This window comes from Qipengyuania sp. ABI-127-1 (assembly GCA_022953095.1).
Classification (GTDB): domain Bacteria; phylum Pseudomonadota; class Alphaproteobacteria; order Sphingomonadales; family Sphingomonadaceae; genus Qipengyuania.
In genome coordinates, this window is the sequence record JALJCR010000001.1 from 415307 (window position 1) to 439165 (window position 23859).

At 62.0% G+C, this 23859-nt stretch carries 20 protein-coding genes; 12 read left to right on the forward strand and 8 right to left on the reverse strand.

What is annotated here, in order from left to right:
• Positions 1-88: 88 nt before the first annotated feature.
• Positions 89-754, forward strand: coding sequence for a hypothetical protein (locus MUY37_RS02025; protein ID WP_499193808.1), 666 nt, complete (start codon positions 89-91; stop codon positions 752-754).
• Between the two features lie 130 nt (positions 755-884).
• Here MUY37_RS02025 and rplL read toward each other — a convergent pair whose 3' ends face one another.
• The 5 genes from rplL to MUY37_RS02050 all read right to left on the reverse strand — a co-directional run bounded on the left by rplL (position 885) and on the right by MUY37_RS02050 (position 3629).
• Complete coding sequence (gene rplL, locus MUY37_RS02030) at positions 885-1262, reverse strand: 50S ribosomal protein L7/L12 (protein ID WP_115415265.1); 378 nt, start codon at positions 1260-1262, stop codon at positions 885-887.
• Between the two features lie 83 nt (positions 1263-1345).
• Positions 1346-1861 (reverse strand): 50S ribosomal protein L10, encoded by a 516-nt coding sequence (rplJ, locus tag MUY37_RS02035; protein WP_499193809.1) that lies wholly within the window; start codon positions 1859-1861, stop codon positions 1346-1348.
• A 294-nt stretch (positions 1862-2155) separates the two neighbouring features.
• Positions 2156-2884, reverse strand: coding sequence for a hypothetical protein (locus MUY37_RS02040; RefSeq protein ID WP_499193810.1), 729 nt, complete (start codon positions 2882-2884; stop codon positions 2156-2158).
• The gene (locus tag MUY37_RS02045) at positions 2881-3120 is read right to left on the reverse strand and encodes a helix-turn-helix domain-containing protein (protein ID WP_499193811.1); all 240 of its coding nucleotides are present in this window, start codon (positions 3118-3120) and stop codon (positions 2881-2883) included. Before MUY37_RS02045 ends, MUY37_RS02040 begins: the two co-directional genes overlap by 4 nt.
• Positions 3120-3629, reverse strand: a complete 510-nt coding sequence (locus MUY37_RS02050) for a DUF2975 domain-containing protein (protein ID WP_499193812.1) — start codon at positions 3627-3629, stop codon at positions 3120-3122. Before MUY37_RS02050 ends, MUY37_RS02045 begins: the two co-directional genes overlap by 1 nt.
• Positions 3630-3814: 185 nt before the next feature.
• Here MUY37_RS02050 and MUY37_RS02055 point away from each other — a divergent pair, with 185 nt between their 5' ends.
• From MUY37_RS02055 to MUY37_RS02080, 6 genes are all read left to right on the forward strand, one after another.
• Complete coding sequence (locus MUY37_RS02055) at positions 3815-4327, forward strand: YybH family protein (protein WP_499193813.1); 513 nt, start codon at positions 3815-3817, stop codon at positions 4325-4327.
• 321 nt (positions 4328-4648) lie between these two features.
• Entirely contained in the window at positions 4649-8854 is a 4206-nt protein-coding gene (gene rpoB / locus MUY37_RS02060; protein ID WP_499193814.1) for a DNA-directed RNA polymerase subunit beta, read from the forward strand.
• 61 nt (positions 8855-8915) lie between these two features.
• Positions 8916-13244, forward strand: a complete 4329-nt coding sequence (gene rpoC, locus MUY37_RS02065; RefSeq protein WP_499193815.1) for a DNA-directed RNA polymerase subunit beta' — start codon at positions 8916-8918, stop codon at positions 13242-13244.
• 289 nt (positions 13245-13533) lie between these two features.
• A complete protein-coding gene (locus MUY37_RS02070) occupies positions 13534-15810 on the forward strand; it encodes a putative bifunctional diguanylate cyclase/phosphodiesterase (protein ID WP_499193816.1) in 2277 nt (758 codons plus the stop codon).
• Positions 15811-15850: 40 nt separating this feature from the next.
• The gene (gltX, locus tag MUY37_RS02075) at positions 15851-17200 is read left to right on the forward strand and encodes a glutamate--tRNA ligase (protein ID WP_499193817.1); all 1350 of its coding nucleotides are present in this window, start codon (positions 15851-15853) and stop codon (positions 17198-17200) included.
• A gap of 12 nt (positions 17201-17212) precedes the next feature.
• Positions 17213-18505, forward strand: coding sequence for an NADH:flavin oxidoreductase/NADH oxidase family protein (locus tag MUY37_RS02080; RefSeq protein ID WP_499193818.1), 1293 nt, complete (start codon positions 17213-17215; stop codon positions 18503-18505).
• Here MUY37_RS02080 and pyk read toward each other — a convergent pair.
• Positions 18502-19968 carry a pyruvate kinase gene (gene pyk, locus MUY37_RS02085; protein WP_499193819.1) on the reverse strand — a complete coding sequence of 489 codons (1467 nt, stop codon included), beginning with the start codon at positions 19966-19968 and terminating at the stop codon, positions 18502-18504. The two genes, MUY37_RS02080 and pyk, sit on opposite strands and share 4 nt — an antisense overlap.
• Positions 19969-20017: 49 nt before the next feature.
• Here pyk and MUY37_RS02090 point away from each other — a divergent pair, with 49 nt between their 5' ends.
• The 3 genes from MUY37_RS02090 (at position 20018) to MUY37_RS02100 (ending at position 21112) form a co-directional block, all read left to right on the forward strand.
• Positions 20018-20338: a DUF1244 domain-containing protein gene (locus tag MUY37_RS02090; RefSeq protein ID WP_499193820.1), complete on the forward strand. Its 321-nt coding sequence runs from the start codon at positions 20018-20020 to the stop codon at positions 20336-20338.
• Positions 20339-20438: 100 nt separating this feature from the next.
• A complete protein-coding gene (locus MUY37_RS02095) occupies positions 20439-20675 on the forward strand; it encodes a DUF2312 domain-containing protein (RefSeq protein WP_006833088.1) in 237 nt (78 codons plus the stop codon).
• A gap of 119 nt (positions 20676-20794) precedes the next feature.
• Complete coding sequence (locus MUY37_RS02100; RefSeq protein ID WP_115417702.1) at positions 20795-21112, forward strand: heavy metal-binding domain-containing protein; 318 nt, start codon at positions 20795-20797, stop codon at positions 21110-21112.
• 1 nt (position 21113) lies between these two features.
• Here the strand turns inward: MUY37_RS02100 and MUY37_RS02105 are convergent, their stop codons facing one another.
• Positions 21114-21896: a CPBP family intramembrane glutamic endopeptidase gene (locus MUY37_RS02105; RefSeq protein WP_499193821.1), complete on the reverse strand. Its 783-nt coding sequence runs from the start codon at positions 21894-21896 to the stop codon at positions 21114-21116.
• Positions 21897-21967: 71 nt separating this feature from the next.
• Here MUY37_RS02105 and MUY37_RS02110 point away from each other — a divergent pair, with 71 nt between their 5' ends.
• Together MUY37_RS02110 and ruvC are read left to right on the forward strand one after the other, a co-directional pair.
• Entirely contained in the window at positions 21968-22711 is a 744-nt protein-coding gene (locus MUY37_RS02110) for a YebC/PmpR family DNA-binding transcriptional regulator (RefSeq protein WP_499193822.1), read from the forward strand.
• A 91-nt stretch (positions 22712-22802) separates the two neighbouring features.
• On the forward strand, positions 22803-23279 hold the full coding sequence (gene ruvC, locus MUY37_RS02115; RefSeq protein ID WP_499193823.1) for a crossover junction endodeoxyribonuclease RuvC: 477 nt from the start codon (positions 22803-22805) through the stop codon (positions 23277-23279).
• 227 nt (positions 23280-23506) lie between these two features.
• Here the strand turns inward: ruvC and MUY37_RS02120 are convergent, their stop codons facing one another.
• Positions 23507-23617, reverse strand: a complete 111-nt coding sequence (locus tag MUY37_RS02120) for an enoyl-CoA hydratase (RefSeq protein ID WP_236925152.1) — start codon at positions 23615-23617, stop codon at positions 23507-23509.
• Between the last annotated feature and the right edge of the window lie 242 nt (positions 23618-23859).

The window sequence follows — 23859 nt, forward strand, 5'->3', positions numbered from 1 at the left end:
ACCGGTTCGATCTGAATCGGATGAAAGGAGAATTGGCTCACCGACCGATCGCGGGCATCGATCGCCTGGCACATGAGGGAGAAAAACCATGGAGAGTTCGGAAGCGGTCGAACCCGTCGCCGCACTGCAGGATTTCGTCGCTCGCTTCGGCGACCAGCGACTGTTTTCGACACAGGCGAAAATCGTGACCTACACTGCACCGTTATACAATGTGATCGGAAGCAGCGGCGATCCCAAGATTCCCGGCTATCCGAGCTGGACTTACCTACTTCAACAGTTCGGCATAGGCGTGGGCACCAACGACCATTGTTATGTCGATCCCCAGACGCCCGACCATACGCATCCCGCGTTCCTGGTGGGCGGGCATATGACCCCGAATAAGGACGGCAGCGTCCCGTCGACCGACATCTGCTACCTGATGCCGCTGTGCAAATGGCACAATGGCAAAGGTAACAATCACGTGGCTTTCCCGCATTCGCTGACACAGATCCTCGAACTGTACGGCTACATGACGAGCGAGCCTGCCGCGACATTCCTGGCGCGCCTTTCCGGGCAAGCCCCGGCCGCGCTGATTTTCGCCGAGGCGCAGGGGCTGAAGTTTCAGACGCTGTCCGAGGAGGATATCTCGCGGATCAAGTCGGGCTCGGTCGTCGATGCCCTGGGTTCCGAGGTGGCCGACAGGCACATCGTCCTTCGCCGCAGAGAAGACCGCGACGGTGTCTATTACACGGTCGACCAAGCTCAGCTCGACTAGGCTGGCCGGCCCGCCTGCCAGCGCGACCGGGATAGGAAAAAGGGCGGCGCCTCGCGGCACCGCCCTTCGTCTGATCTCGCGAAACGAGATCGAAGCGTAAGCAGATCCCCGCAGCGCGGGGAGCAGGAGCTTACTTGAGCTCGACGGTACCGCCGGCTGCTTCGATCTTGCCCTTGATTTCTTCGGCTTCCGCCTTGTTGACGCCTTCCTTGAGCGGCTTGGGCGCGCCTTCGACAAGAGCCTTGGCTTCCGAAAGGCCCAGGCCGGTGATGGCGCGGACTTCCTTGATGACCTGGATCTTCTTGCCACCGTCGCCGGTCAGGACGACGTCGAATTCGTCCTTTTCTTCGGCTGCGGCACCTGCGTCACCGCCAGCGGCGGGGCCGGCAACGGCAACGGCAGCGGCGGCGCTAACGCCCCACTCTTCTTCGAGCGCCTTGGCAAGCTCAGCGGCTTCCATGACGGTCAGCTTCGACAGTTCTTCAACAAGCTTGGCGATATCGGCCATGATGTTTCACTCCAAAAATAAGGCCGGGGTGTCCTGATGGACGAATGCCCCGATGAATATGTGTTCGTGCGTCGAACCGGCTCTTACGCGGCTTCCTTGGCGCCATAGGCACCGAATACGCGTGCGAGCATCGAGGTGGGTTCCTTGATCGTGCGGACAACCTTGGTTGCCGGCGCGTTGACGAGGCCCACGATCGTGCCACGAAGTTCGTCGAGGCTGGGCATCGAGGCGAGCGCCTTGACCCCTGCTTCGTCGAGCTTCTGCGCGCCCATCGAACCGCCGACGATTTCGATCTTGTCGGTGGTCTTGGCGAACTCCACCACGGCCTTGGCCGCGGCAACCGGATCCTCGGAATAACCGAGGGCAGTCGGACCGGACAGGTACTCTTCGAGGCCTGCGTAGTCGGTGTCCTTCAGGGCGAGCTTGGCAAGACGGTTCTTCGCAACCTTGTAGGTCGCACCGGCTTCACGCATCTTCGAGCGCAGTTCGGTCGACTGTTCGACCGTCAGGCCCAGGTTGCGGGTGACGACCACCACGCCCGCCTGGTTGAAGACATCGCTGAGCTGGGCGACCGCATCGGCTTTCTGCGAACGATCCATGCCATACTCCTTCACTATGGCCGCCCACTTGGAGGCAGACGACCGGCTACGTTTGTCCGCACCGGCGAACCGGAACGGGCGAGTCCGTTGATGGGGAAGGAGTGCGCCAGATGGCGCGAAACGGTGATGCTTGCGCATCGCCGGAAATTCTCTGTTCCCCGTCTAGGCTGGAAATTAAGAAGGCCCGATTGCCTTCACCAACTGTCTCGGACGGATGAACGGGCGGAATCGAAGAGACCCGCCGTTCGATGGCGGGCCTCTAAGGATCTTGGCGATTCTGTCAAGCGTTTCGCGTTAGGCCGCTTCGGTCGCGGCGGAGGCCGCGATCGGCGCGGGGCGTGTGGCAATGACATATTGCGCCGCAATCATCACCAGGGCGAGCCAGGCGGTAACGAAGCTGTCCAAACCGAGCATCGCCCATTTCAGCGCCGCGTTCTCGACGAAGATTGCCCCGATGCCCAGCGCATAGTGGATGATCATCAGCGGGAGCATGGCGATGATCGGAAAAAGGATGGCGAACAGCGCGTGCGGGGCCATCGTGCGGATCGATTGCAGCGGACTGATGAAGACGCCGAGCGGCGCTGCGACGACGAAGCGCACCACCAGCGGCATGAAGATCAGGCCGAACACGAAGAAGCCGATGCCCATCGGCCCGCCGGTCCAGACGAACAGGCTCAGCCATGCAAACAGCGCCTGCAGCGCGAGAACCAGCGCGAACAGCCCCGCAGCAGGGCTTTCGATGCGCATGGCGAAGTTGCGGCCCCCGCCCGAATGCAGCCAGCGGAAAAAGAAATAGGCGGGCAGCGATAGCGCAATCACCTTGGCGAAACCGAAATGCAGCCGCTGGGCGTTGTCGGCAGTGGCCTCTGCCGCATCGGGGTTGGCATACATGCCGATCCGCATCTCGACGACGTGTTGAATGAATTCGGCGACCAGCGGCACGGCGGCAACCAGTGGCAATGCCGCAGCGAATGCCAGGCTGCGGGTATGGACCGCGCGGAATTCGGTCAGGAAAGTGCTCATTGCTCGGTGTCCCCCTTGTTGGAATAGCGCAGCAGATCGCCCGGCTGGCAGTCGAGTTCGCGGCAGATCGCCTCGAGCGTGGAAAAACGGATCGCCTTGGCCTTGCCGGTCTTGAGGATCGACAGGTTTGCCAGGGTCAGGCCGATACGGTCGGACAGTTGGGTCAGCGTCATCTCGCGCTCGCGCAGTAGATCGTCGAGCCGGACCGCGATGCGGTGTGATTCTTCGCCCGGCATCATACCGTCCCTTCCAGGTCTTCACGCATCGCCGTGCCCTCGCGAAAAACGTGGGCAAGGACGAACAGCATGGGGGCGGCAATCCAGCCGGTGAACGATAACGACCAGCCGAAATATTCTCCGGTTGCCTCGCTCGCGCGGACCGACAGCCAGCCGTAGAAGAGGTCTGCCACGTTGATCGCAAGCAGTGCCCAGCCAATGGTCGACAAGCGTTGGGCATTGCGTAGCGTGAATGCGGCCCCTGCGGCGGTATCGCGCACCAGGGCGGCGAGACGTGTCAGGATGAAATGCACGGCGACTGCCAGCGGCGGGACGAGAGCGAGTACCCCGAAGAGATAATTTCGGACCTCCGCCCGCGCACCCGTTTCTGCATCGAAACCGTAGAAAATGGTGTCGCGGAAACCTTCCGGATCGGCGAGCAGCAAGGCGAAGAAAGCCATGAGGAGCGCAGCAACGATCCAGTTGAGCCAGTTGGCAACGCGCAGAACCCAGATGGTCGCTTCCAGCATGAGGCAGTCTCCCTTATCGAGATTCGATATACCGAACCTCTTTCATATCGTCAATCGATAATATCGAAATTCGATAATTTGTATTCGCATGTTATTCGCAGGACTGCGGATGACATTTGTGGAGCAGGTTTCGACCTCGTCGATCCGATAGGTCATCTATCGCCCGTCGGATGGGAGTGGTGTCCATGTTTCGTGTCTTGGTTGTTCTTGCGGCACTGGGTCTGGGCGGCTGTTCTTCCCCCTCGACCGATCCGCCCGCGAGAAGCGAACCCTCCGCCCGGGCGAGTCTGACGCCTGGCGACCGCGAGGCGCTGCGCGCACTCGACCAGAGCTATGGCAAGGCCTGGCGGGAAAAAGGGGCTAGGGCACAGTCGGAAGCGCTGTTGGCGCTTTTCGCGCCAGATGCCGTGGTTTATCCGGGTGATGGAGCGCCGCCGATTTCAGGAATAGAGGCTTTGCACGGCTTCTGGTTCCCCGATGGCCTTCCATCGACCGAGGTCGAATATTTCGAGCGGCATGCAGACGCCATCGAAGGATCGTCCGCGCTGGCGGCAATCAGCGGCCGCAGCGAGATTGCTTTCACCTATGACGGCACCCGCTCCGTTCAGGAAGGGCACTACATCATCCATGCCCGGCCCGACGAAGCAGGTTATTGGAAGATCGAGCGGATGATGTGGAGCAGTCGCCAGGTTGAGTAAGAGCCCGTCCGGCTCTCGCCGCCGCGCAGTGCGAGAATCCCCGGTTGACCCGTGCGCGCGCAAATCCTACATGGCCTGCGACCGCACGCTTCGAGCGAGTCCGATTCATGCGCGGGGATCGGGCACAGGATGGAAGCGGCGTTTCCATATTCGCGACGCTTGAGAAGCTGCAGCAGGCATGCCGGGACCGGTGTGCGTCCCGCTGCGGCCTTTTCGCGTCCCGGCTATGATCTCACGCGCATGAGGCACGAATTCCGAGGGGTTGTCCGCCCAAAGACGTGGACGATCTCCGGCGCACACGAGAAGAGGTAACTACCCCTTATGGCTACTAAGGCGAAGGCTCCGAAGAAGACCCGGGGCGCGAACGCGCAGGGCACGGCGAAGCGTCGTATCCGCAAGATCTTCGGCGACATCCACGAAGTCGTCGACATGCCCAATCTGATCGAGGTCCAGCGCGAGAGCTACGAACAGTTCCTGCGCTCGAACAAGGAGATCGATTACGTCTCCGGCCTCGAAAAGACGCTGCGTTCGGTGTTCCCGATCCGCGACTTCGCCGGCACCGCCGAACTCGACTTCGTCCATTACGAACTCGAAGCGCCGAAATACGATATCGTCGAATGCCGCCAGCGCGGCATCACCTATGCCGCACCCATGAAGGTGACGCTGCGCCTGATCGTCTTCGAGGTCGATCAGGAAACCGAGACCCGTTCAGTGCTCGATATCAAGGAGCAGGACGTTTACATGGGCGACATGCCGCTCATGACTTCGAACGGCACCTTCATCGTCAATGGTACCGAACGCGTCATCGTTTCGCAGATGCACCGTTCGCCGGGTGTGCTGTTCGATCACGACCGCGGGAAGACCCACAGCTCGGGCAAGCTCCTCTTCGCCGCCCGCATCATTCCGTATCGTGGGTCCTGGCTCGATTTCGAATTCGACGCCAAGGATATCGTCAATGTACGTATCGACCGTAAGCGCAAGCTGCCGGTCACCGCGCTGTTGTTCGCGCTCGGCCTCGACAGCGAAGACATCCTCGATCACTTCTACGACACCGTCACCTGGAAGCGTTCGACCGGTAAGCAGGGTGAAGGCTGGACCATTCCCTTCGTCGCCGAGAACTGGCGTGGCCAGAAGCCGGCCTTCGCGCTGGTGGATGCCAAGACTGGCGAGGAAGTCTTCCCCGCCGGGCAGAAGATCAGCCCGCGCGCAGCCAACAAGGCCGCCAAGGACGGTCTCGAAACGCTGCTGCTCCCGACCGAGGAGATTTTCGGTCGCTACGCATCGCGCGACATGATCGACGAGAAGACCGGCCGCATCTACATCGAGGCGGGCGACGAAGTCTCTGCCGAGAACCTCGAAGTACTCGATGCCGCCGGCATCGATGAAATGATCCTGCTCGACATCGACCACGTCACTACCGGTCCGTGGATCCGCAATACGCTCAAGGTCGACAAGGCCGAGAATCGCGACGAGGGCCTCGAAGCGATCTACAAGGTCATGCGTCCGGGCGAACCGCCGACCAAGGAAACCGCCGAAGCGCTGTTCGAAGGCCTGTTCTTCGACGGCGAGCGTTACGATTTGTCGGCGGTCGGCCGCGTCAAGCTCAACATGCGTCTCGAGCTCGATGCCGAAGACACCGTCACCACGCTGCGCAAGGAAGACATCCTTGCCGTGGTCAAGGAACTGGTCGACCTGAAGGACGGCAAGGGCGAAGTCGACGATATCGACAACCTCGGCAACCGCCGTGTGCGTTCGGTCGGCGAACTGCTCGAAAACCAGTACCGCGTTGGCCTGCTGCGCATGGAACGCGCGGTGAAGGAACGCATGAGCAGCGTCGATGTGTCGACCGTGATGCCGAACGACCTGATCAACGCCAAGCCCGCCGTGGCTGCCGTGCGCGAGTTCTTCGGCTCCAGCCAGCTCTCGCAGTTTATGGATCAGACCAACCCGCTCTCGGAAGTCACCCACAAGCGCCGCGTTTCGGCGCTTGGCCCGGGCGGCCTGACGCGTGAGCGCGCCGGCTTCGAAGTGCGCGACGTTCACCCGACCCACTATGGCCGTATCTGCCCGATCGAGACGCCCGAAGGCCCGAACATCGGCCTGATCAACTCGCTGTCGACCTTTGCGCGCGTCAACAAGTACGGTTTCATCGAAACGCCGTACCGCAAGGTCGTCGACAACAAGGTCACCAGCGAAGTCGTCTATCTCTCGGCGATGGAAGAGCAAAAGCACACGGTGGCGCAGGCTTCGGCCGATCTCACCGAAGACGGCTCGTTCGTCGAAGACCTGGTTTCGGCCCGTCACGACGGCGACAACCTCATGGCGCCGCGCGACACCATCACGCTGATGGACGTCAGCCCCAAGCAGCTCGTCTCGGTCGCCGCATCGCTCATTCCGTTCCTGGAAAACGATGACGCCAACCGCGCTCTGATGGGCTCGAACATGCAGCGTCAGGCGGTTCCGCTGGTCAAGGCCGAAGCGCCCTGGGTCGGCACCGGCATGGAAGAAACCGTTGCGCGCGATTCCGGCGCGGCCATCGCGGCGACCCGCGGCGGCATCGTCGATCAGGTCGACGCGACACGTATCGTCATCCGCGCGATCGGCGATGTCGAACCCGGCCAGTCGGGCGTTGACATCTACACGCTGCAGAAGTTCCAGCGTTCGAACCAGAACACCTGCATCAACCAGCGTCCGTTGGTGAAGGTGGGCGAAACGGTTGCACCGGGCGATATCATCGCCGATGGCCCTTCGACCGATCTCGGCGAACTGGCGCTGGGCCGCAACAGCCTGGTCGCCTTCATGCCCTGGAACGGCTACAACTACGAGGATAGTATCCTCATCTCCGAGCGCATCGTGAAGGACGACGTCTTCACCTCGATCCATATCGAGGAATTCGAAGTCATGGCTCGCGACACCAAGCTCGGCCCTGAAGACATTACCCGCGACATCCCGAATGTCGGCGAGGAAGCCCTGCGCAACCTCGACGAAGCGGGCATCGTCTATATCGGCGCAGAAGTGCACCCGGGCGATATCCTGTGCGGTAAGATCACGCCGAAGGGCGAAAGCCCGATGACGCCGGAAGAAAAGCTTCTGCGCGCAATCTTCGGCGAAAAGGCCAGCGACGTGCGCGACACCTCGCTCCGCCTGCCACCGGGCGTGGCCGGCACGGTCGTCGAAGTCCGTGTGTTCAACCGCCACGGCATCGAGATCGACGACCGTACGCGCGCGATCCAGAACGAGGAAATCGAACGCCTCCGCAAGGACTCGAACGACGAACGCGCCATTCTCAACCGCGCGACCTACAACCGCCTGCGCGACATGCTCGTCGGTCAAACCGCTTCGGCAGCGCCCAAGGGTGTGAAGAAGGGCAGCGAGATCACCGAGGAACTGCTCGACGAGATCGATCGCCACGAATGGTTCAAGTTCGCCGTGGCCGACGATGGCCGTCAGGCGCAGCTGGAAGCGGTCAAGTCGCAGTATGACGAAGCGGTCAAGTTCATCGAAGAGAAGTTCGAAGACCGCAAGGAAAAGCTCGAACGCGGTGACGAACTCGCCCCGGGCGTGCTCAAGATGGTCAAGGTCTTCGTCGCGGTGAAGCGCAAGCTGCAGCCGGGCGATAAGATGGCCGGTCGCCACGGGAACAAGGGTGTGATTTCGCGCATCCTGCCGATCGAGGACATGCCGTTCCTCGAAGACGGGACCCCGGTCGATATCGTGCTCAACCCGCTGGGCGTGCCTTCGCGCATGAATGTCGGGCAGATCTTCGAAACGCATCTCGGCATGGCGGCCCGTAATCTCGGCCATCAGATCGGCGAGCAGCTCGAGGAATGGAAGCGGGCGAACCCGAACGCTTCGGAAGACTTTGCCAATGCGAAGCCGCCCGAAGCCGTGATCTCGCGTCTGAAGGACGTCTATGGCGAAGAGTATCACGAAGCGATCGACAGCCGTTCGACCGCCGAGATCGTCGAACTCGCCGGCAATTTGACCGCGGGTGTCCCGATGGGTACGCCGGTGTTCGACGGTGCACGCGAAGGCGATGTCACGGTCGAGCTCGAGAAGGCCGGGCTCCACAGTTCGGGCCAGTCGGTGCTGTTCGACGGACGCACGGGCGAGGCCTTCGACCGCAAGGTCACCGTGGGCATCATCTACATGCTCAAGCTGCACCACCTCGTCGACGACAAGATCCACGCCCGTTCGATTGGCCCCTACAGCCTCGTCACCCAGCAGCCGCTGGGCGGTAAGGCGCAGTTCGGCGGCCAGCGCTTCGGGGAAATGGAGGTCTGGGCGCTTCAGGCCTACGGCGCCGCCTACACGCTGCAGGAAATCCTCACCGTGAAGTCGGACGACGTGATTGGCCGGACCAAGGTCTATGAAGCGATCGTCAAGGGCGACGACACCTTCGAGGCGGGCATTCCCGAGAGCTTCAACGTGCTCGTCAAGGAAATGCGCAGCCTGGGTCTGAACGTCGAACTCAAGTCGCTTGCCGACGACGAAGACGACGACGGCCTCGCGATCGCGGCGGAATAGGGGAGCCCCGGCTCCCCTCCGCTTTCCGCCCAATTAGAAATACCCCTCAGGGAATTACGTCATGAATGAACTGACCAAATTCACCAACCAGCTCGCGAAGCCCGAAACCTTCGACGAGATCCAGATCGGCATCGCCAGCCCCGAGCGCATCCGCTCGTGGTCCTTCGGCGAAATCAAGAAGCCGGAAACGATCAACTACCGCACGTTCAAGCCCGAACGTGACGGGCTGTTCTGCGCACGCATCTTCGGTCCGGTGAAGGATTACGAATGCCTGTGCGGCAAGTACAAGCGCATGAAATACAAGGGCGTCGTCTGCGAGAAGTGCGGCGTCGAAGTGACCGTGACCAAGGTCCGCCGTGAGCGCATGGGCCATATCGAGCTCGCCGCGCCGGTCGCGCATATCTGGTTCCTGAAGTCGCTGCCTTCGCGCATCGGCCTGCTGCTCGACATGCAGTTGAAACAGCTCGAGCGCGTGCTCTATTTCGAAAGCTACATCGTCACCGAGCCCGGCCTGACGCCGCTGGAGAAGTTCCAGCTCCTCACCGAAGACGAACTGCTCGAAGCGCAGGACGAGTATGGCGAAGACGCCTTCAGCGCCGGGATCGGCGCGGAAGCGGTCAAGATCATGCTGATGGATCTCGATCTCGAACAGGAGAAAGAGGACCTGCTGGAAGAGCTCGCGACCACCAAGTCGAAGCTCAAGCCGGCCAAGATCATCAAGCGTCTGAAGGTCGTCGAAAGCTTCATCGAATCGGGCAACCGTCCCGAATGGATGATCCTCGAAGTCGTGCCGGTCATTCCGCCCGAACTGCGCCCGCTCGTTCCGCTGGACGGTGGCCGTTTCGCCACCTCCGACCTCAACGATCTCTATCGCCGCGTTATCAACCGCAATAACCGTTTGAAGCGCCTGATGGAGCTGCGCGCGCCGGACATCATCGTCCGCAATGAAAAGCGCATGCTGCAGGAAGCCGTCGATGCGCTGTTCGACAACGGCCGCCGTGGCCGTGTGATCACCGGCGCCAACAAGCGTCCGCTCAAGTCGCTCAGCGACATGCTCAAGGGCAAGCAGGGCCGCTTCCGCCAGAACCTGCTCGGCAAGCGCGTCGACTATTCTGGCCGTTCGGTCATCGTGACCGGCCCGGAATTGAAGCTGCACCAGTGCGGCCTGCCGAAGAAGATGGCGCTCGAGCTGTTCAAGCCGTTCATCTACGCGCGCCTCGACGCCAAGGGTCTTTCGATGACTCTCAAGCAGGCGAAGAAGTGGGTCGAGAAGGAGCGCAAGGAAGTCTGGGACATCCTCGACGAAGTCATTCGCGAGCACCCGGTTCTCCTCAACCGTGCACCGACGCTCCACCGTCTCGGCATCCAGGCGTTTGAACCCGTGCTGATCGAAGGTAAGGCCATCCAGCTTCACCCGCTGGTCTGCGCCGCCTTCAACGCCGACTTCGACGGTGACCAGATGGCCGTCCACGTGCCGCTTTCGCTGGAAGCCCAGCTCGAAGCGCGTGTGCTGATGATGTCGACCAACAACATCCTCTCGCCCGCCAACGGCAAGCCGATTATCGTGCCTTCGCAGGACATGGTGCTGGGTCTCTACTACCTCTCGATGGAGCGGCAGGAGAAGAAGCCCGAGTTCATCGAGGACGGCGACGGCAACAAGGTCGAAAAGCTGCAGATGTTCTCGGACATGGCCGAGGTGCACCAGGCGCTCGAAACCAAGCAGGTCTCGCTGCACACCAAGATCATCGCTCGCGTCCCGCAGGCCGATGAAGACGGCAAGATCGAAATGCGCCGGTTCGAAACGACGGCCGGCCGCATGCTGATCGGTGAATGCCTGCCGAAGAACCACAAGGTTCCCTTCGACATCGTCAACCGCCTGCTGACAAAGAAAGACATCGCCGACGTGATCGACGAAGTCTATCGTCACACCGGCCAGAAGGACACGGTGCTGTTCGCCGACGCCATCATGGGCCTCGGCTTCCGCCACGCGTTCAAGGCCGGTATCTCCTTCGGCAAGGATGACATGATCATCCCCGAAGAGAAGATCGAACTCGTCGAGACGACCAAGGCACTGGTTGCCGATTATGAGCAGCAGTATCAGGACGGCCTGATCACCCAGCAGGAAAAGTACAACAAGGTGATCGACGCCTGGAGCCGTTGCGGCGACCAGGTGGCCGATGCGATGATGGAGAAGATCAAGGCCCGCCCGATCGGCAAGGACGGCGTCCAGGCCGAAATCAACTCGATCTATATGATGGCCCACTCGGGTGCACGTGGTAGCCCGGCGCAGATGAAGCAGCTCGCCGGTATGCGTGGCCTGATGGCCAAGCCGTCGGGCGAGATCATCGAGAACCCGATTATCTCGAACTTCAAGGAAGGTCTCAACGTCCTTGAATACTTCAACTCGACCCACGGCGCGCGTAAGGGTCTGGCCGACACCGCACTGAAGACGGCGAACTCGGGGTACCTGACCCGCCGCCTGGTCGACGTGTCGCAGGACTGCACGATCGTGGTCGAGGACTGCAAGACCGAGAATTCGCTCGACATGCGTGCTATCGTGCAGGGCGGTTCGGTCATCGCATCGCTCGGCGAACGTATCCTGGGCCGCACCGTGGCCGAGGACATCGTCAATGCGGCCACCGGCGAGGTCATCGCCAAGGCCGGTACGCTGCTCGACGAGCCGATGATCAAGGTCATCGAGGAAGCCGAAGTCCAGGTTGCCAAGATTCGCAGCCCGCTGGTCTGCGAAGCCCGGCACGGCGTCTGCGCCACCTGCTACGGCCGCGACCTGGCGCGCGGCACGCCGGTCAACATCGGTGAAGCTGTCGGCGTCATCGCCGCGCAGTCGATCGGTGAACCCGGCACGCAGCTGACCATGCGTACCTTCCACATCGGCGGTGCCGCACAGCTCAACGAGACCTCGCATCTCGAAGCGGTGTCGGACGGCAAGGTCGTCTATCGCGACATGCCCACCATCACCGACAAGAAAGGCCGCATCCTGTCGCTTGCTCGCAATGGTGAACTGGCGGTGATCGATGCCGAGGGCCGCGAACGCGAAATCCACAAGGTGCCCTACGGTACCGTGCTGATGCACAAGGATGGCGGTAAGGTGAAGGAAGGCGATCGCCTGGCGGAATGGGATCCGTTCAGCCTGCCGATCATCACCGAACAGTCGGGTGTGGTGAAGTTCCAGGACCTCATCGACGGCACGACCATGGAAGAGCGCGTCGACGATGCCACGGGTATCGCCCAGCGTGTGGTCACCGAAACCAAGACCACCGGCCGCAAGAAGAACGAGGATCTGCGTCCGCGCCTGACCCTGTTCAACGATGCGGGCGACGAGAGCGAGGCCGCGCGTTACATGCTGGCGCCGGGCACCGCGCTCTCGGTCGAGGACGGGGCCGAGGTCCAGGCGGGCGACATTCTGGCTCGTGCCAGCCGCGAAGCTGCCAAAACCCGCGACATCACCGGCGGTCTGCCGCGGGTTGCCGAGCTGTTCGAGGCACGTCTTCCGAAGGACAATTCGGTCATCGCCAAGATTTCGGGCAAGATCGAATTCGTTCGCGAATACAAGGCCAAGCGCAAGATCGCGATCGTTCCCGAGGAAGGCGATGCAGTCGAGTACCTGATCCCCAAGACCAAGGTGATCGACGTGCAGGAAGGCGACTTCGTGAAGAAGGGTGACACCCTGATTTCCGGCTCGCCCAACCCGCACGACATCCTCGAGGTTCTGGGCGTCGAGGCGCTGGCCGAATATCTCGTCAACGAGATCCAGGAAGTCTACCGACTGCAGGGCGTGAAGATCAACGACAAGCACATCGAGGTGATCGTTCGCCAGATGCTGCAGAAGGTTGAGATCACCGACGGTGGCGACACCGTGCTGCTGCCGGGCGAGCAGGTCGATCTGGAAGAGCTGAACGAAACCAACTCCAAGCTCGGCCGGAACAAGCAGCCCGCCATCGGCACGCCAATCCTGCTGGGTATCACCAAGGCCAGCTTGCAAACGCGTTCGTTCATCTCCGCCGCATCGTTCCAGGAAACCACGCGCGTGCTTACGCAGGCCGCGGTCGAAGGGAAGAAGGACACGCTGGTCGGCTTGAAGGAAAACGTGATCGTGGGCCGTCTCATCCCGGCGGGCACCGGCGCAGGCATGAACCGCATGCGCATCACCGCCTCGAGCCGCGATGCCGCCCTGCGCGCCCAGTGGAAGAAGGCGCAAGAGGCGATCATCGCAGCCAACACCGCCGAGGAAGAGCACGAGGCGGAACTCGCCCAAGGCCCCGAAGCAGCAATCGGCGACGATCCGCTGGCGAGCGTCGAAGGCGAAACGCACGGCACCGATGCCGATGCTGGCGATTACCTCAACGAGGATGCCAAGGACGGCGAATAAGCCGACCTTGCCAGCATCAGGCTGAAAGTTGGAAGGCCCCGGTGGAGCGATCCACCGGGGCCTTTCGCATGACACCTTGAGCGTGGGTGCTCATCCAACCCAGGATAAGGGGCCATTCGACCGAACGACGTGTACTGACGATGACTTTCCTGTAACTAGACAAAGCACTGTCGAAATATGACGGGAATGCGACAAATCGCAATGGTCCGGGGGAATTATGGGCGAGCCGAACGGATTGAAATCTCCGATCGATGCCAAAGAGTTGGAAAAGCTTAAGCTTTCTTGGCGAATGCGTACCTTCAAAAGCGGCGTGACAATTACGTTGCCGCCGACTTTTGCCGCCATCTCAATTCTCCTTTACGTATTTCTCGACAATGCGTCGCCTTCCGTGTTGTTTGGCTGGGCCTTCTTCCAGTGTGCGCTGCTCGCGGCTGTCATCTGGCTTGTTCGGGGCGTGGGGGCCGAAGATTTCGATCTTGCACGGGCGCGGCGCGACTGGCGACGGATCAGCCTCCTCCAACTGGCCAGCAGCTTTGCCTGGATGGTCATGTTTCCCTATTTGGCACTGGTGGTGCGCAATACGGAACTCGCCGTACTCACCGCAATTGCCACGGCGATCTTCTTCGCAGTCGCGCTGGTCACGCGAGCGGCGCCGCGCCTGGCGGTGTTCCACATTGTCGGAATGTCGGTATCGCTATTGTCGACGACTTATCTGATCGCCGGGTTCGAAGGGTGGCCGACCGCACTGCTCACTGTCGTTTTCGCCAGCTCTCTCCTGCTACTGACCTTCGAAGAGGAACGGGCCTTCGCGCGATCCATGGCTGGCGAGATGAAGAGGGAGGAAGCGGAATCGACCGTACGCCTCTTGCTCAACGATTATGAAGAGCAATCGTCCGACTGGCTGTGGACGGTCGACGCGGAGGGGAGACTGCGCGACGTGAGCGCGCGGTTTGCAGCGGCCACCGGGAGCGAGATCGACGTTCTGGAGAACAGCGTTCTCGTCGATCTCTTCATGCCTTCGGAGGAACGCGAGCGTCTTGCGCGGCACGTGACGGACCGCACCCGTTTTCGCGATCTGGTGGTCAAGGTGAGAGTTGATGGAGAAACCCGTTTCTGGAAACTCTCGGCGCGGCCGCGATACGATGGATGGATGAGCGGGGTCGCGCGCGATGTGACCAGCGATCAGCTGATCGAAGAGCGCGTCGCCTTCATGGCACATTACGATAATCTTACCGGCCTGGCCAATCGGTATCTCTTCAACGACCGGTTGCGCAATGCCCTGTCTACGGCCGATCGCGCCCGCAATGTAGTGCTGTTCTATCTCGACCTGGACGATTTCAAGGCAATCAACGACACGCGCGGCCATCTCGTCGGCGATCGCTTGCTGCGAGAAGTCGGAACGCGGCTCGAACGGGAGGTTCGCGGCCAGGATATTGTTGCGCGTTTGGGAGGGGACGAATTTGCCGTTCTGCTCGAAGCGCGCGGTGGCGCGGGTATGCTGATAGAACGCGCCCACCGCTTTCTCGCGGTCATTCGCGAGCCCTTCGAAATCGACGGTCATTTCTACCGCATTTCGGGAAGTATCGGGATCGCCAAATGCACGGATGGCAATTGCGAGGCGCAGGAGCTCATGCGTTGCGCGGACCTTGCATTGTTTGCTGCGAAGGAAAAGGGGCGCGATACACTCGCATTATACGACCAAGCGCTCGACCGCGCTGCGCGCGAGCGACGGGACATCGAGGCCGATTTGTGCGAAGTGATCGCGCGCGGCCAACTCGGGTTGCACTATCAGCCGGTCATCAATCTCGATACGGGCGAGATCGCCGGCTACGAAGCGCTTTTGCGCTGGTACCACCCGCAGCGCGGCATCATGACCCCGTCGGAGTTTCTCTATGTGGCGGAAGAAACGGGCATGATCGTTCCGATCGGGGAATGGGTCATCCGGCAGGCGCTCGCCGAAACCGCCGAGTGGGACGGAACTTTCCGCATTGCGATCAACCTTTCCCCCACCCAGATGCGCAGCCCCCACCTCGCCGAGGTCGTGGCGCAGGCGATCCATGCCCATGGCATTGATCCAGAGCGGGTGGAATTCGAGATCACCGAGCATGTCCTGTTGCAGGAACACGGGGTTTGTACCGGCAATCTCGAAAAGCTCCGCGAGCTGGGCACCAAGATCGCTCTCGACGATTTCGGCATCGGCTATTCTTCGCTCAGCTACCTGCGGCGTTTCCCGTTCGACCGGATCAAGATCGATCGCGCCTTCGTGGACGGGATCGACACCTCGGCGGATAATCAGGCTATTGTCGCCAGTATTACCCGCCTGGCCGGGGCGCTGGGCATGGCAACCACAGCCGAAGGTATCGAAACGCGCGCGCAGCTCGATCTCTTGCGCAAGCTGGGATGCGGGGAGGCGCAAGGCTATCTTATCTGCGAACCGGTCGCGGGCGAACACTTCCAGACCACCGATGCGGTCGCCGTCGTCATGCGCGGCGAGGACAGTTGCCTGCTCGACTATCGTAAATCGCGCGAGGCGGTGCTGAAGCGTCGCGCTAAACGCACCAGCTGACCTCTCGCCAAGCGGCGTACCCTCCGCTATCGGCGCGGATATGACCATCGTCACCCGTTTCGCACCCTCACCCACAGGGCGGCTCCATGTCGGCAACATCCGCACTGCGTTGCACAACTGGATGCTGGCCAAGAAAAACAACGGCATTTTCCTGCTGCGGATCGATGATACCGATGCCGAGCGGAGCCGCGAAGATTATGTCGAGGCGATCCGCGCCGATCTGGCATGGCTGGGCATCGTGCCCGACGCCGAGGAGCGCCAGTCACTGCGGCTTGCGAAATATCAAGAGGCGTTCGATGCGCTGAAAGAGGCGGGACGGGTCTATCCTTGCTATGAATCGCCGCAGGAGCTCGAGCTCAAGCGCAAGATCCGGCTGGGGCGCGGCTTGCCACCGATCTACGATCGTGGCGCGCTGGATCTCAGCGAAGATGAGCGGGCAGCGAAAGAGGCCGAAGGAAGCGTACCCCACTGGCGCTTCAAGCTCGAACATAACGAACCGATCGCATGGAACGACGGCGTTCGCGGTGCGCAGAAATTCGATCCGGCGCAATTGTCCGATCCGGTCATCCGGCGCGCGGATGGCAGTTGGCTTTACATGCTGCCGAGCGCAGTCGACGATCTCGACATGGGCGTGACCGATGTGCTGCGCGGCGAGGATCATGTTTCCAACACCGCGGTTCAAATTCAGATGTTTACCGCGCTTATTGCTGCGCAATATCCGGCGCGCCAGATGCCTGCTTTCGCGCATGAGGCGCTGCTGGTCGGGAAGGAAGGCAAACTGTCCAAGCGCCTCGGCTCGCTCGGCTGCGATGCCTTCCGCGAGCGGGGTATCGAGCCGGCAGCGATCATTGCATTGTTGGCGCGGCTGGGGACTTCATTGCCCGTCGAACCGATCGCCGATCGGGCAGTGCTGCTCGATACGTTCGACCTGTCGACCTTCGGGCGTGCTCCTGCAAAGTTCGACGAGACAGAGCTGGAGCGTATCAATGCCGCGCTGGTGCATCAGCTCGCTTTCGCCGATGTGGCAGACCGGTTGCCCAACGGCATCGACGAAGCCGGCTGGCATGCGATCCGGCCGAATCTCTCGCATGTATCCGAGGCCGCAGACTGGTGGCGGCTGGTGATCGGCCCGATCGAACAGCCCGAGCTTTCGGACGACGACCGTGCTTATCTCGAAGAAGCGGCCAGACTGCTCGAATGGGGCGAAGAACCCTGGCGCGCTCTCACAGGGGCGCTGAAAGAGGCCACGGGACGAAAGGGCAAGAGCCTGTTCCTGCCCCTGCGACAGGCCTTGACGGGTATGGCCCACGGCCCCGACATGGGAGAGTTGCTGCCGCTGATCGGCGAGGAGCGCGCGCGCGCGCGGCTGGAGGCGGCGGCGCGGCGATAGGGAGGAACGCGAATGACCGGTATGCTCGCTTCGGAATTGCAATTGCCGTGCGGGGCGGTGCTCCCAAACCGGATAGCCAAGGCGGCGATGACCGAAGGGCTGGCGACGCCCGACGGCAGGCCCACGCCCGAACTCGAGCAGTTGTACGGCATTTGGTCCGATGGCGGCGCGGGCATGCTCCTGTCGGGCAATATTATCGTCGACAAGGACCATCTCGAGCGTCCCGGAAATGTTGTGATCGAGCACGAGCCCGATGCCGATATGAAGGCCCGGCTGGCCAACTGGGCGAAGGCGGCTACACGCAACGGCAACCATTTCTGGGCGCAGATCAGCCATGGCGGTCGACAGACGCAGAAGCTGGTCAACCCGCACCCCAAATCATCGTCCGATGTCCAGCTTGCGCTTCCCGGCGGCCAGTTCGCCAAGCCAACGCCGCTAACACAGGCGGAGATCGCCGATCTCGTGAAGCGCTGGGCGGTTGCGGCGAAGGCTTGCAAGGAAGCAGGCTTTACCGGCGTGCAGGTGCATGGCGCACATGGCTATCTCGTCTCGCAATTTCTGTCGCCGCGGGTGAACCTGCGCACCGACGAATACGGCGGAAGTCTGGAAAACCGCGCGCGCTTCCTGCTCGAGATCGTCGCTGCGGTGCGCGCCGCCTTGGGGCCGGACTTCCCGATTTCGGTCAAGCTCAACAGCGCCGATTTCCAGAAGGGCGGCTTCGATTTCGGCGACAGCCTGCAGGTGGTGCAATGGCTCGAGGCGGCCTCGGTCGATCTGATCGAGATATCGGGCGGCACCTATGAACAGCCCAAGCTGATGGGCGTCGAGGGCATGGAAGAGGAAGAGGCGCAGAATGTCGCTCCGTCGACCGCCGCGCGCGAGGCCTATTTTGTCGATTTCGCCAAGGCCATGCAGGCCGAGGTTTCGGTGCCGCTGATGGTCACCGGTGGCTTCCGCACCCGCGCCGCGATGGAACAGGCGCTGGAGAGCGGGGCGGCGGATGTCATCGGGCTGGGCCGCCCCCTATGCGTCGATACCGATGCGCCCAACGCACTGCTTGGCGGTGCGGAGGAACTCGCCCGCTACGAAGACGATCTCGACCTGCTGCCGCCCTGGCTCGGCTTCCTGAAGCGCTTCCAAATGGTCAAGGCAATCAACGGCTTTGCCGGAATCTACTGGTTCTACCAGCAGCTCTGGATGCTCGGCCATGAGAGCCGCGTCGACCGGGGATTTCCGGTGATGAAGGCCTTCCGCCTGGTCGATGCGCGCAACAAGCGCATCATGAAGGAGCGGGCCGCGCTCTAGCCCCCGTGCTTGTCCAGTTCGTCGCCGCTCACGGTGACGACATGAAGCAGGTTGGTCGAGCCAGGCGTGCCGAAGGGGACGCCGGCCAGCGCGATAAGCTTGCTGCCCGCTTCGCTGAAGCCATGGCGCAGGGCCATGCGTTTACCCTTGGCGATCATCTCTTCGAAGCTGCCGATATCCTTGGTCGCTACTGCATGCGCGCCCCATAGCAGGCCAAGGCGGCGCGCGGTCTTCATGCTGGGAGTGAGGACCAGCATCGGCACGCTGGGCCGCTCGCGCGCGACGCGCCGGGCGGTCGAACCCGATCCCGTAAAGACGGTAATCGCGCTCACGGGAACCGTGTCGGCCACGGTCATGCAGGCATGGGCCAGCGCATCCGCCGTGGTCGAATCGGGCGGGGTATCGAGCAGACGGACGCGTTCGAGATAGGCTTCGTCGCGTTCCACCTGATGCGCGATGCGATGCATGATCGTGACCGCTTCCTCGGGCCAGTCGCCGGCAGCGGTTTCGGCCGACAACATGACGCAATCGGCCCCGTCATATACCGCATTGGCAACGTCGGAGACTTCGGCTCGTGTCGGGGCGGGGCTCTCGATCATGCTTTCGAGCATCTGCGTCGCCACGATCACCGGCTTGCCCTTGAGGCGGGTCTTGTTGACGATTTTCTTCTGTAGCGGCGGGACCTCCTGCGGCTCGAGCTCGACGCCGAGATCGCCGCGTGCGACCATGATCCCGTCGGACGCATCGATGATCTCGTCAAGGCGGCGCACCGCCATCGGCTTTTCGATTTTGGCGCATAGCGCGCCATAGCCGCCCATCAGCTTGCGCGCTTCGGCAAGGTCTTCCGGGCGTTGAACGAAGGACAGGCCGATCCAGTCGACGCCCTGCGCAATGGCAAAGGCGAGATCCTTGCGGTCCTTGTCGGTCAGCGCGGGGATCGGCACTTCGGCGTCGGGCACGTTCACGCCCTTGCGATCCGAAATAACCCCGCCGACTTCCGCCGAGCAGTGAATCTTCTCCTCGTCGGCGCTGATCACTTTGAGGCGGATCTTGCCGTCGTTGATCAGCAGACGCTGGCCCTTTGTCAGCAGCCCGAACAATTCGGGGTGCGGCAGCTCTACGCGGGTACCGTCGCCGGGTTCGGGATTGCGGTCGAGCGTGAAGTGCCCCGAATGGCGGATCACGGCCTGGCCATCCTTGAACTTGCCGACGCGCAGCTTGGGGCCTTGGAGGTCCGCCAGGATTGCGATCGGGCGCATGAACTGTTTTTCCATCGCCCGGATTCCAGCGATGGTCTTGCCGTGATCGGCATGTTCGCCGTGGCTCATATTCACGCGAAACGCATCGACCCCGGCCTTGAACAAACGAGCGAGCATCTCGGGGGAGCGGCTGGCGGGGCCGACGGTGGCGAGGATCTTGACCTTGCGGCCGCGCGGGTCGAGCTTTGGAGCGGTATTGGCCATGGAAATCGGCTATGGCACCGGTGTACGACAAAGCAAGGACGATACAACAATGATTACGAATGTGGACGACCCGCTCGACGAACTCGACGATGCCGTGGCGGCGGCAGCGTTTCGGCGCCTGGTGCGCCATCTGCGCCACCGCCACGATGCGCAGAATATCGATCTGATGGGGCTGGCGGGCTTCTGCCGTAACTGCCTCGCCGACTGGATCCGCGAGGCAGGTTACGCGGGCGACAAAGATGCGGCGCGCGAACTCATCCACGGAATGCCGATGGATGAATGGAAGGCTACGCGCGAGAGCCCAGCGACCGAAGAGCAGATCGCGGCCATGGAAGCCAGCCTCACGCGCAACAAGGCGGACCTGCGCTAGACGATTTTTCGACAAGGGCGGTTTCGTCTGCAAGCGGGCGGCGCTATCGCCCTAGCCTCTCGCCTGCGGGCGATTCTCACATCACCGGAGTTTGCATTTCATGGCCGAAGCCACCGACGACCGCCTGCGCCTGCTGATCGAGCGCATCGAACGCCTCGAGGAAGAGAAGAAGGGCATCGCCGACGACATCCGCGACGTCTACGCCGAAGCCAAGGCGGTCGGATACGACACCAAGATCATGCGCCAGATCATCAAGCTGCGGAAGATGAAGCCCGACGAGCGTAGCGAGCAGGAAACCATCCTCGACACCTACAAGGCCGCGCTGGGCATGGGCTGAGCCCGGCCGGTGTTTTCGCCTGCGGGGTTGATTCCGGCTGGGTGTGATCTATCTGTATAACACACTTGGCAGTGAGGAGAATAGAGAGCATGCCCAGCCCCTGGAAAGACGCCCGCGGGATCATTGTGACGACCACGCCGACCATTGAGGGGCGGCCGATTCAGGACTATCTCGGCATCGTCACCGGCGAGGTGATCGTTGGGGCGAACCTGTTCCGTGATCTCTTTGCCAATATCCGCGACATCGTCGGCGGACGTTCGGGCAGCTATGAACGTATTCTCGCCGATGCGCGCGAACAGGCGATCCAGGAATTGCAGGCCGAATGCGGTGCGCGCGGCGGGAATGCGGTGGTCGGTATCGACCTCGATTACGAAGTGATCGGCGACACCGGCTCGATGCTGATGGTTTCGGCCAGCGGGACGGCGGTCAAGATCTGATCTAGGCTCCGCTGCTCGCGAGCAAGACCAGCGAGATGAAAGCGCCATTGTGGAGGGCATGCAGCAGAATGCTTGCCCACAAGCCATAATGCACGCGCAGATAGCCGAGCATGGTGCCGGTTACGAGCTGCGGCAGTACGAGCGGCAGTGCCATGGCCATCTGGTCGGCTGGAAAGTTGAACAGATGGACAAGCGAGAAGGCCAGCGTGCTGACCCAAAAAAACAGTTGAAAACACCGCTGAAACCATCCGACGGCGCCGTGCCTTCGCAGCAGATAAAGCGCCGCCAGTGCCAGCACGACCCCAACCAGTGCACCCAGCGCCATGGCGGCGAGCCCGGTTTGCAGCGCATCGGCGCCGTAGGAGAAACCCGCCGCGCTCAGCAGTAGCGTGGCGGATACGCCGCCGCCCACGAGCGCGACCAAGGTGAGCAGATGCCCCGGTCGCCCAGATAACCAGCCGCGAAATGCGATTTCTTCTGCCAGGGGCGCCACAACCACCACGGCGAAAACGATGCCTGGTCCGATGTCCATTCCGGCCAGCGCCGTTTCGGGCATGTCGACACCCGTCGCGATGACGATCCCGGCGATTGCCAGCAATCCGCTCATCACGAGGAGGTCGAGAGCGAACAGGCGCAGCACCGCGATCAGGCCTGCCACCTGTGGCAGCGGTGCGCGTGCCGGCAGGACCGGACGCCGGAGGAAGCCGAGGAACCGGCTCCATTCGCCCCGCATGGTCATGGCGGGCGTCACCGCGCTCTCGCCACTTGTCGTGATTGCATCCATGCGGCTAAGGCGACCCCCAAGATTCTCTCACGAGAATACGTCCAACCATCTCAGCTACGCAAAGCGAAACCATGGCCGGCCATTCCAAGTTCAAGAACATCATGCATCGCAAGGGCGCGCAGGACAAGAAGCGCTCGAACCTGTTTTCCAAGCTCAGCCGCGAAATCACCGTGGCCGCGAAGATGGGCATGCCCGACCCGGATATGAACCCGCGCCTGCGCCTGGCCGTCAACAACGCCAAGGCGCAGTCGATGCCGAAGGACAACATCCAGCGCGCGATCGACAAGGCGACCAGCGGCGATGACGAGAATTACGAAGAGGTTCGTTACGAAGGCTACGGCCCGGGCGGCAGCGCCATCATCGTCGAGGCGCTGACCGACAACCGCAACCGCACCGCCACCGCCGTACGCACTGCCTTTTCGAAGAACGGCGGCAATCTCGGCACCGAAGGTTCGGTTGCCCATGGGTTCGAGCGCCTCGGCTTCATTTTCTACCCGGCCGATGCGGGCGACGAGGAGAAGGTCCTCGAAGCCGCGATGGAAGCGGGCGCGGACGATATCTCGTCGTCGGAAGACGGCCATGAGATCTGGACTGCGGCGGAAGACCTGCACCAGGTCGCGGGCGATCTTGAAAAGACGCTTGGCGAAGCCGAGACGGTCAAGCTCGCATGGAAGCCCAACCTTACCGTCGAAATGGACGAGAAAGGCGCCGGAACCCTGCTCAAGCTGATCGACGCGCTCGAAGATGACGACGATGTTCAGACCGTGTGGGGCAATTACGACATCTCCGACGAGGTGATGGACAAGGTCGGCTAGTGAGTATTTGTCGCGTGCGGGTCGGACCTCGGTCTGCCTCTTGCGGCGGGTACAGCAAGGGAAGCGCGAATGCGCTTCACGCTCGCGTCAAATGACGATCATCCTCGGCCTCGATCCCTCCCTCAGTTGCACCGGTTGGGGCGTGATCCGGGCCGAGGGCTCGCGCATCGCGCATGTCGCCAACGGGCAGGTTCCGACCGATCCGAAGGCGCCGATGGCCGAACGGCTTGCCATGCTGCATGCGGCCTTGACGGAGCTTATCGCCACGCACCGGCCCGATCGAGCGGCTGCCGAAGAGATCTTCGTCAACAAGAATCCGCAATCGACGCTCAAGCTTGCGCAGGCGCGGGGCGCCGTGCTGGCGGCTTGTGGAGGAGCAGGACTGGTGGTGAATGAACACGCCGCGCGGCTGGTCAAGAAATCGGTGGTCGGCACCGGCGGGGCGGACAAAATGCAGGTCCAGGCCATGCTCAAGATTTTGCTGTCCGGCGCAATGATTTCCGGGGCCGATGCGGCAGACGCGCTGGCGGTGGCGATTGCCGATGCGCATCTGGCGCCGAAGCGCTAGCGCAAAACGCAGGGCGCGAGCGGTTAAGCCATGTCCGCGCGCCGCTTCTGGCCTCGATCAGGCAAAAGCGGCCGGGCTCGCCGGGATGATCGCCGTCGCGAACAGCGCGGTGGAGATCGCGATCGAGAAGGCTGCGGCGTGAAAGCTGCGATTGGCGAAGATGAACATGGCTGAGGTCCTTTGGGGCCGGGAGATGCCGAGCGGGGTTCCGGCCATTTGTGATCGAATTAAGCGAAGACTGCCGGGCTGGCGGGAACGATGGCGGTGGCGAACAGCACTGCCGAAACCGTGATGGCGAAAGCGGCGGCGAAGAGGTTCTGGTTGGTCGAGGCGAACATGGTGCATTTCCTTCCGTTTTATGTGTCGGCGAGATTGTCTTGCCGGATGCCAGAAGGGTTGCAGGAGCTGTGCCAAATCCGGGAAGCCGCAGAAAACGGGGAATTCCTTGCCAATGAGGCCACTTGTCTAAGAGGTGAAATCCCCAAGGTTGGGAGAAAATCCCAACTGGTGGGATCGATATTTGCCGGGGCGTCATTTGCCTCGTCCCGTTTCGTGTCATTCCGCCCTGTCCCGCCGCGAT